The following is an 8,551-nucleotide window of genomic DNA, read 5'->3' as shown; positions in this document are numbered from 1 at the left end:
CCGCATCGCCGGCGGTTGAACCCCTCATCCGACCTGCTTCGCAGGCCACCTTCTCCCAGGGGAGAAGGATGACGGAATGCCTTGGCGCGCCTATATCCCGCCCATGAGCACCCAGACCCCCGACCCCGTCGTCATCGCCGCCTACGCCCGCACGCCCATGGGCGGCTTCCAGGGCGTGTTCGCCCCGGTGAAGGCCACCGAGCTCGGCGCCGCCGCCGTGCGCGCCGCGGTCGAGCGCTCCGGGGCCCAGCCCGACGCCATCGAGCAGATCGTCATGGGCTGCGTCCTGCCCGCCGGCCTCGGCCAAGCCCCGGCGCGTCAGGCGGCGATCGGCGCCGGCCTGCCGAAGTCGGTCGAAGCCACCACCGTCAACAAGATGTGCGGCTCGGGCATGCAGGCCGCGATCATGGCCCACGATGCGCTCGCCGCCGGCAGCGCCGATATCATCGTGGCGGGCGGCATGGAGAGCATGACCAACGCGCCCTACCTGCTGAAGTCCCACCGCGGCGGGGCCCGCATCGGCCACGACACCACCTATGACAGCATGTACCTCGACGGCCTGGAGGACGCCTACGAACCCGGCCGCCTGATGGGCTCCTTCGCAGAGGAGACCGCGAAACAGTACCAGTTCACCCGCGAGGCGATGGACGCGTTCGCCATCTCGTCCCTGACCCGCGCCAAGGCGGCCAGCGAGAGCGGCGCCTTCGCCCGCGAGATCGTTCCCTTCGAGGTGGTCACCCGCAAGGGCGCCGTGCTCATCGACACGGACGAGCAGCCGGCCAAGGCCGATCCCGCCAAGATCCCCACCCTGAAGCCCGCCTTCGCCAAGGACGGCGGCATCACCGCCGCCAATGCCTCCTCGATCAGCGACGGCGCCGCGGCCCTGGTGATGACCCGCGAGAGCGTCGCCCGGAAGCTCGGCATGACCGTCGTCGCCCGCGTCGCCGCCCACGCCGCCCACGCCCACGAGCCCGGCCTCTTCACGACCGCGCCCGTGCCCGCCATCCAGAAGTGCCTCAAGCGCGCCGGCTGGACCGTGAACGACGTCGACCTCTTCGAGGTCAACGAGGCCTTCGCCGTGGTCGCCATGATCGCCGAGCGCGACCTGGGCCTCGACCGCGCCAAGCTCAACGTCAACGGCGGCGCCTGCGCGCTCGGCCACCCCATCGGCGCCTCCGGCGCCCGCATCCTGGCCACCTTGCTCAGCGCCCTCGAAGCCCGCGGCGGCAAAAAGGGCGTCGCCGCCCTCTGCATCGGCGGCGGCGAAGCCACCGCCATGGCGGTGGAGCTGGTCTAGCCCCGAGACGCCGCGCAGCGGAACCTCAGTCTTTTCAACCACGGAAAACACGGAAAGAGCACGGAAAGGCGGGTCGCCTGAGAGGCCGGAGCCAACTCGAATCGCGCGCCTTGCGCGCAACAAAATCATCTACCGGCTTCGCTGATCAAATCTCCTTCCGTGCTCTTTCCGTGTTTTCCGTGGTTCAATTTGGAAGGCGCCGCTGCGCGGAGAGGTTCGCCCCTACTGCTTCGCGGCCTCCATCTGCTTCTTCATCTCCATGGCCTGGGCGCGCATCTTGGCCATCTGTTCGGGGCTGGGGCGGCCGCCGGCGGCGGCGCCGGCCATGGCGTCGGCGACGTTGAACTTCATGCCGCCGGGCAGCATCATGTCGCCGGGCTTCATGTCCGCCGGGCAGGGGCCTTTCCACACCGCGTCGATGGACATCTTGTGCACCCCATTGGCCTGGGCCATCGGCGAGCCCGAGGTCGTCGAGGTGAGCGCCACCGTATAGTGCGAGCCGAAATCGCCGGTCGCCTGGCCGTCGGAGGTGATCGTGCCGCTCTCGCCCATGGCGCAGACGGCGTGGAACTCATAGCCGCCGCCCAGATGCTGCGAGATCTTCTCCTCGCTGCAGTTCGACTTGCCGCTCTGGCTGCCCCAGACCTTCATCTTCTGGTCCAGCGCCGTGTCGATGCACATGCTGACGGTCTGATGCATCTTCTCGGAATTCATCGTCTGCTCCCACAGCCCCGCCTTGCGCGACGGCAGGCCGATCGGGCCCACGGGCGTCGCGGCCGGCGCGTTGGCCGGGGCGGGCGCCGCGGTCCCGGTGGCCGCCGTCTCGGTCTTCTTGGCGCAGGCCCCCAGCGCCAGGACCGCCGCGCCACAGATCAGGCTCCCGCGGATCAGGCCCCCACAGGTCAGGAATATGCGTTTCACCTTGAACCCTCCCGTCGAATGCCCAGTTTGGCAGGGTGGAGGCTAGACGAGACCCTGTCTTAGGAGAACCCAGTTATGTCGGACCCCGCCCTGCGCGAGCCTAAGCTTCGGGACACAGGCGAGCGCTATGAAATGGACGAACAGGGCTCCACCGCCTACGCCGACTATCGCCGCGACGGCGACCGTCTCTACATCGACTACGTCTACGCCCCGCCGGCGATCCGTGGCACCGGCGCCAGCGGCCGCCTGATGGCCGCCCTCAGCGCCGACGCGAAGGCCAAGCACCTGCGCATCACCCCCATCTGCGGCTACGCCGCGCTGTGGCTGAGACGCAGCAAAGAGTTCGGGGATCTGGTGGGGTAGGGGTCAAACGCCTCCTTCTCCCCTTGCGGGAGAAGGTGTCAGGCGAAGGCCTGACGGATGAGGGGTTGCGCGGTCTCACCCCAATTTTCCGCGTGTCCCGGCGAAAGCCGGGATCCAAGCCGAGTCAGCGATGTTGCAGAGCGCCTGAGCTGGCCCGAGGGTCAGCTTGGGTCCCGGCTTTCGCCGGGACAAGCGGGTGTTCAAGCCCTCACGTCCGCGCGGTGATCGCTTCCAGGGTCTGCACCTTGGCTTCGCAGTCCTCGACGAACCGGCGCGCCAGGTCGCGGACGCCGGCCGGGTAGGCGTCGCCGCCCTCGGCGATCTCGGCGGCCATGGTCTCGACCTCGGACATGGCCGCGATCAGCGCGCCGATGTGATCCTTGGCGAGTTGGCGGGCCTCGGCCTGCAGTCGACGCACACGCTCGGCGACGGTTTCGGCCCGGGCAGTCTCGGGTCGGGCGGCTTTCAGGTCGTTGTCGGCGACCACGGATAGAGACGGTGACATGCGGTAATACCTCAAATCCCCAACCTCAGGTCTTGGGCGGCCCGCCGTTCACCATGAACGCCTGATAGGCTACCCCGGCCTGTTGTCTCGAATACGGACGAACACAACACAGGTTCCCTGACAGTTGCATGAACGGCGCCGCTTGCCGGCTCGGTGGGGATTCGCAGTCACAGGGACGGGCCGGTGGCGCACACACCCCAGGCCCAATCGACATTCTTGAGGCAGCCTCCTCCCCTTGTGGGAGGAGGTGGCCCGCGGAGCGGGTCGGAGGTGGGGTTTCTCAGACCTCTCGGCGCTGTTCGGAGCTCGGTCTCGCGGAGCGGGGAGCGCGACCCCACCGTCAGCCCTCCGGCTGACACCTCCTTGTGTGTCTGAAGGGTGCTAGGTTTTCTGGGTCTTCCGGGACGCCCGCCTGGCGTTCCACGCGCCAGGCGGGCTGTCGGTGGAGGGGTCGTCTGCCTCCGAGCCTTTAGGGCTGCGTGGGAGCTGGGCCGCCACTGACATCTCATGACCCGGATGGTTGCAGGGACGTAAGGGTCCGGGCCTCGGCCAACAGATCGTCGTCCAGCGTCAGCGTGACGCGCATGGCGATAGCTCCGGTCGAGGCGCAAGGAGCGCCCACGTTCCTACGTTCTCCCGCCAGTGGCGCGAGAATCCTGGACTTCCAAGCCTCGCCAGCTTACCGTGAACAAAACACGAACTCAAGGTCTTTGACAGGGAGAATTGCGGGCAGACGGCATGACACGCCGTGATGCATCCGTGTGCGCCAACGGGAAAGTTCGGGGCGGGAGACTTGTCCGACGGAGCGAACTTTGGGCCTGCGCCCACCCTGCCATCGCTCATTTGCGCGAAGGCGGGGAAACAAAGTGAGTTGGAGGCGTGATAGGGAGGCGCGCTCCGCGCCTTCCGTGTTTTCCGTGGCTAAAACCTGGGTCCCCGCTTGCACGGGGATGAGCGGGTCAGGGAAGGGCCGTGGCCCTACAGCCGCCCCTTGCGGAACCGTTCAGCGGCTTCCGCCCGCGCCTCGGCCTTGACGCGCTTCACGGCGCCGCGGTCGACCTCTTCGCCGGGGGCGGTGAGCAGTTCGTTGGCGAACTCCAGGTCGAGCATCTTCAGGCGCTTGATCTCGTCGCGCAGGCGCGCGGCCTCTTCGAACTCCAGGTTGGACGCGGCGGCGCGCATGCGGCCTTCCAGGTCCTTTAGCGTGGCCTTGAAGTTGTCGCCCAGGAATGGCTTGGAGCCATCCTCGGCGACGCCCACCGGCACGGTGACGCGGTCCTTCTCATACGGCGAGGCCAGGATGTCCTTGATGCGACTCTTGATGCTGGCGGGCGTGATGCCGTGCTCGGTGTTGTACTCTTCCTGCTTCTCGCGGCGGCGCTTGGTCTCGGCCATGGCGCGTTCCATGGAGCCGGTGACGCTGTCGGCGTAGAGGATCACTCGGCCGTCTACATTGCGCGCCGCACGGCCGATGGTCTGGATCAGGCTGGTCTCGGAGCGCAGAAAGCCTTCCTTATCGGCGTCAAGGATGGCGACTAGGCCGCACTCGGGGATGTCCAGGCCCTCGCGCAGCAGGTTGATGCCAACCAGGGCGTCGAAGGCGCCCAGGCGCAGGTCGCGGATGATCTCGATCCGCTCCAGCGTGTCGACGTCGGAGTGCATGTAGCGCACGCGCAGGCCCTGCTCGTGCATGTACTCGGTCAGGTCCTCGGCCATCTTCTTGGTCAGGACGGTGATCAGGCTGCGGTAGCCGGCCTTGGCTACCTGGCGAACCTGGTCGATGACGTCGTCCACCTGGCTGAAGCCGCCCTTGGAGACCGGCTTGATCTCCACGGGCGGGTCGATCAGGCCGGTGGGGCGGATCACCTGCTCGGTGAAGACCCCGCCGGTGCGCTCCATCTCCCAGGGGCCTGGCGTGGCGGAGACGTGCACCGTGTCCGGGCGCATGGCCTCCCACTCCTCGAACTTGAGCGGGCGGTTGTCCATGGCGCTGGGCAGGCGGAAGCCGTACTCGGCCAGGGTGAATTTGCGCCGGTAGTCGCCGCGGTACATGCCGCCGATCTGCGGCACGGTCTGGTGGCTCTCGTCGACGAACAGCAGGGCGTTTTCGGGGATGTACTCGAAGAAGGTCGGCGGCGGCTCGCCGGTGCGGCGGCCGGTCAGGTAGCGGCTGTAGTTCTCGATGCCGGCGCAGGAACCGGTGGCCTGGATCATCTCCAGGTCGAAGGTCGTGCGCTGCTCCAGGCGCTGGGCTTCGAGCAGCTTGCCCTCGGCCACCATCCACGCCAGGCGCTCCTTGAGCTCGTCCTTGATCTGGTTGATCGCCTGGTTGAGCGTCGGACGCGGCGTCACGTAGTGGGAGTTGGCGTAGATCTTCACGCCCTTCAGGTCGGCGGTCTTCTTGCCGGTCAGCGGGTCGAACTCGGTGATCGCCTCGATCTCGTCGCCGAACAGGCTGATCCGCCAGGCGCGGTCCTCGTAGTGGGCCGGGAAGATCTCGATGGTGTCGCCGCGGCGGCGGAAGGTCCCGCGCTCGAAGGCCTGATCGTTGCGCTTGTATTGCTGAGCCACCAGGTCGGCCATCAGCTTCTTCTCGTCGAGCCGCTGGCCGGGCTCCAGGGTGAAGGTCATGGCCGTGTAGGTCTCGACCGAGCCGATGCCGTAGATGCAGGACACGGACGCCACCACGATCACGTCGTCGCGCTCCAGGATCGCCCGCGTCGCCGAGTGGCGCATGCGGTCGATCTGCTCGTTTATGGAGCTGTCCTTCTCGATGTAGGTGTCGGTCCGCGGCACATAGGCCTCGGGCTGGTAGTAGTCGTAGTAGGAGACGAAGAACTCGACGGCGTTCTCAGGGAAGAAGCTCTTGAACTCGCTGTAGAGCTGGGCGGCCAGGGTCTTGTTGGGAGCCAGGATCAGGGCCGGGCGCTGGGTCAGCTCAATGACCTTGGCCATGGTGAAGGTCTTGCCCGAGCCGGTGACGCCCAGCAGCACCTGGTCGTGCTCGCGGGCGTTGACGCCCTCCACCAGCTCCGGGATCGCGGTCAGCTGGTCGCCGGCCGGCTCGTAGTCGCTGACCAGCTTGAACAGCTTGCCGCCCTCGGACTTGGCGGGGCGGTCCGGCCGGTGCGGCTTCCACAGCAGCGGCATGGTGTTCTCGTCGTAGTCGAACGAGGCCGACATGTCGGCGACGCCGGCGGGCGCCAAGGAGCCTTCTCGGGCTGTGGTGGTCGTAGGGCGGGGCACGGCGGCAAAGTAGGTCTTCGCCCCGGCGAACGCCAGACCGTCGGCCGCGGTTGCTGACAGCAAGGTGGCAGCAGCTTCCCCTTCCCTTTCATGGGGAGGGGAGCAACGCTCTACCTCCGCGCGTCCAACCAGTCCTTCACCGTGCGGTCGACGAGATCCTGAGCGTCGTGCTGTACGAAGTGGCCGGCGGTGGGGATCATCAGGATGGTGGTGTCGGCGGCGACGTGGTCCCAGGTGCCATTATGGCCGGCGGCGTTGAGGGCGGTGTCCTTCATGCCGTGGATCACCAGCACCGGGACCTTGACCAGCGGGAAGGGGACCTCCGGGCCGGAAGCGGTCTCGCCGACGCCCTTGGGATAGTTGGCGCGGTAGTAGTTCATCATCGCGCCGAAATCGGAGCGCTCGAAGGCCTCGACGTAGGCCGCCTTCTCCGTCGGGTCCTTGACCCAGCCGGCCAGGCCCTCGGCGGTCAGGTTCTTTTCCGACCCCGGCTTCTGGAAGTTGCGGGCGTAGTTGGACCCTTCCTGCTGCGCCTTGTTGGTAGCGAGTTCGCGGGCCATCCCGGCCGGGTGCGGCACGGCCATGATCACCAGCTTGTTGACCAGGTCGGGCCGGGCGAAGACCGTCTGCCAGCTGATCGCCGCGCCCCAGTCGTGGCCGATCAGGATGGTGTTGGTCTGGCCCTCGGCCTTCACCACCGCGGCGATGTCGCCGATCAGGTTGGGCATGGCGTAGGCGGCTTCGCCCTGCGGCTTGTCGGAGAGGTTGTAGCCGCGCATGTCCAGCGCGGCGGTGCGGTAGCCCGCGGCCGATAGGGTGGCCATCAACGGCTTCCAGGTCGCCCAGTAGTCGGGGAAGCCGTGCACCAGCACCACCAGGGGGCCCCTGCCCTCGGTGACGTAGTGGATTTTCACCGCGCCGTTCTGGACATAGTGGTCCTCGAACTTGGCCGCGGGCGCCGCATTGGCCGTGAGGGCCAGGGTCATCGCCACGGCGATCGCGCCGGCGAAGGTGATCTTGCGCATGGTCTTGAAGCCTCCCGTTTGGGCGACCGTATCACCGTTTACGACGTAAGCGGAAGCGTGCGGCTAGGAGCCGTGGACGGCGTTCAGCAGGATGAAGACGCTGGCCGCCAGCGCGGCGAGTGCGAGCAAGATGTGGCGCACGTCCGTACGCTCTCCCGGTTCCCTCGGGAGAATGTACGGATGCGGCCAAGTTCCGGACGCTGACCGGGCCAGGCGCTAGCTGTGCGGTTTGCCGGAATCTTCCTGCACGTGACCGGCCACGGCGCCGGCCGCGCCGCCTACCGCCGCGCCCACCGGCCCGGCGACCACGGCGCCGGCGACGGCGCCAGCGCCGGCCTTTTCTTCCGTCGTGCTGCTACAGGCGCCCAGGGCCATCAGGCCGGCGGCGACGAGGATCAGGCTCAGCGTCTTGCGCATGGTGAATCTCCAGTCGGATAATGTCGGTCAGTCAAACGGAACGGCGCCGCTTCGGTTCCTGAGCAGCCGCGAAAGCGCCTCAGCAAGGCGCAAGGTTGGCCCGTGATTTGCGGGCAGAAACGCCGACGGTTCAGAAGGGAACAACCGGCGCTGAGGGGTCAAACTTTTGTTGCAGCGCAATAGAAGCTTGCCAAATCGGCCGAAGTTGTTCATACCCTCTTTACTAATTGCCGTCGCCCACCCCCTTCGAGTCCCGGGTGGGCCTGCCAGCGGTCACTGCCAGCAAGAGCAGGGGCGATCGCGGCGACAATGTCGGGGGGCCAGAGTCGCCCTCGCCGTGTAGGACACGTTTGTTTTGTTTGCAGGAACACAGGCCAGCGCCGATCGGCGCGGGCTGATGAGCGCCGCTTTGATGGGCTCCGGAATCGGCCTGGCCCTGGGCGCGACCTATCTGATCGGCGGCCTGGCTCCGGCCATCGGCGATCACCACCGGGCGGTTCGGATCGCGCAAGCGGCCGGGGGCGCTTTCTCGGAAACCATGTTGCAGCGCGAGATGGATCTCATGGATCCGGCCGCCCTGCGCCTGGCCCGGGCGCATGACGCGTTCGCCGCCGATGTGCAGGCCGACGTCGCCCAGGCCTGGCCGTCACGGCCCGACGAGCGGGCGCCGGTCGGTCGGCGGGTCACGCCCCTCGACAGCGCCCGCGAGCTCGATTGCCTGACACAGGCGGTCTATTTCGAAGCCCGCGGCGAGACCCTGCGCGGCCAGGCCGCGGT

8 protein-coding genes and 1 pseudogene are annotated in these 8,551 nt (G+C 67.5%); 3 read left to right on the top strand and 6 right to left on the bottom strand.

Annotation, left to right across the window (positions count from 1 at the left end):
- Window positions 1–103: 103 nt before the first annotated feature.
- Window positions 104–1,297 (top strand): acetyl-CoA C-acyltransferase, encoded by a 1,194-nt coding sequence (locus VHS75_RS07740; RefSeq protein WP_329638034.1) that lies wholly within the window; start codon window positions 104–106, stop codon window positions 1,295–1,297.
- A gap of 222 nt (window positions 1,298–1,519) precedes the next feature.
- Here the strand turns inward: VHS75_RS07740 and VHS75_RS07735 are convergent, their stop codons facing one another.
- Entirely contained in the window at window positions 1,520–2,218 is a 699-nt protein-coding gene (locus tag VHS75_RS07735) for a DUF3617 domain-containing protein (RefSeq protein WP_329638032.1), read from the bottom strand.
- Between the two features lie 75 nt (window positions 2,219–2,293).
- Here VHS75_RS07735 and VHS75_RS07730 point away from each other — a divergent pair, with 75 nt between their 5' ends.
- Window positions 2,294–2,581: a GNAT family N-acetyltransferase gene (locus tag VHS75_RS07730; protein ID WP_329638031.1), complete on the top strand. Its 288-nt coding sequence runs from the start codon at window positions 2,294–2,296 to the stop codon at window positions 2,579–2,581.
- Window positions 2,582–2,789: 208 nt separating this feature from the next.
- Here the strand turns inward: VHS75_RS07730 and VHS75_RS07725 are convergent, their stop codons facing one another.
- The 5 genes from VHS75_RS07725 to VHS75_RS07710 form a co-directional block, all read right to left on the bottom strand.
- Window positions 2,790–3,086, bottom strand: a complete 297-nt coding sequence (locus VHS75_RS07725; RefSeq protein WP_329638030.1) for a hypothetical protein — start codon at window positions 3,084–3,086, stop codon at window positions 2,790–2,792.
- 505 nt (window positions 3,087–3,591) lie between these two features.
- Entirely contained in the window at window positions 3,592–3,672 is an 81-nt protein-coding gene (locus VHS75_RS23070; RefSeq protein ID WP_414694256.1) for a type II toxin-antitoxin system VapB family antitoxin, read from the bottom strand.
- A 392-nt stretch (window positions 3,673–4,064) separates the two neighbouring features.
- Entirely contained in the window at window positions 4,065–6,269 is a 2,205-nt protein-coding gene (gene uvrB / locus VHS75_RS07720; protein WP_329638033.1) for an excinuclease ABC subunit UvrB, read from the bottom strand.
- Between the two features lie 173 nt (window positions 6,270–6,442).
- On the bottom strand, window positions 6,443–7,357 hold the full coding sequence (locus tag VHS75_RS07715; protein WP_329638029.1) for an alpha/beta hydrolase: 915 nt from the start codon (window positions 7,355–7,357) through the stop codon (window positions 6,443–6,445).
- Window positions 7,358–7,573: 216 nt separating this feature from the next.
- Window positions 7,574–7,774: a hypothetical protein gene (locus VHS75_RS07710; RefSeq protein ID WP_329638028.1), complete on the bottom strand. Its 201-nt coding sequence runs from the start codon at window positions 7,772–7,774 to the stop codon at window positions 7,574–7,576.
- Window positions 7,775–8,171: 397 nt separating this feature from the next.
- Between VHS75_RS07710 and VHS75_RS07705 the strand changes: the two are divergent.
- Window positions 8,172–8,551 (top strand): annotated as a pseudogene (locus VHS75_RS07705) (cell wall hydrolase); the annotation flags it as partial.

This window comes from Phenylobacterium sp., assembly GCF_036264965.1.
In the GTDB taxonomy this organism is placed as follows: Bacteria; Pseudomonadota; Alphaproteobacteria; order Caulobacterales; family Caulobacteraceae; genus Phenylobacterium.
The sequence above is the reverse complement of the archived record's forward strand: the minus strand, read 5'-3'. Positions and strand labels throughout refer to the sequence as shown.

What these genes read in the sequence shown, in the direction of transcription:
- VHS75_RS07740 (WP_329638034.1), top strand. Translation starts at nt 104, where the DNA reads ATGAGCACCCAGACCCCCGACCCCGTCGTCATCGCCGCCTACGCCCGC.
- VHS75_RS07730 (WP_329638031.1), top strand. Translation starts at nt 2,294, where the DNA reads ATGTCGGACCCCGCCCTGCGCGAGCCTAAGCTTCGGGACACAGGCGAG.
- VHS75_RS07725 (WP_329638030.1), bottom strand. Translation starts at nt 3,086, where the DNA reads ATGTCACCGTCTCTATCCGTGGTCGCCGACAACGACCTGAAAGCCGCC.
- VHS75_RS23070 (WP_414694256.1), bottom strand. Translation starts at nt 3,672, where the DNA reads ATGCGCGTCACGCTGACGCTGGACGACGATCTGTTGGCCGAGGCCCGG.
- uvrB (WP_329638033.1), bottom strand. Translation starts at nt 6,269, where the DNA reads ATGTCGGCCTCGTTCGACTACGACGAGAACACCATGCCGCTGCTGTGG.
- VHS75_RS07715 (WP_329638029.1), bottom strand. Translation starts at nt 7,357, where the DNA reads ATGCGCAAGATCACCTTCGCCGGCGCGATCGCCGTGGCGATGACCCTG.
- VHS75_RS07710 (WP_329638028.1), bottom strand. Translation starts at nt 7,774, where the DNA reads ATGCGCAAGACGCTGAGCCTGATCCTCGTCGCCGCCGGCCTGATGGCC.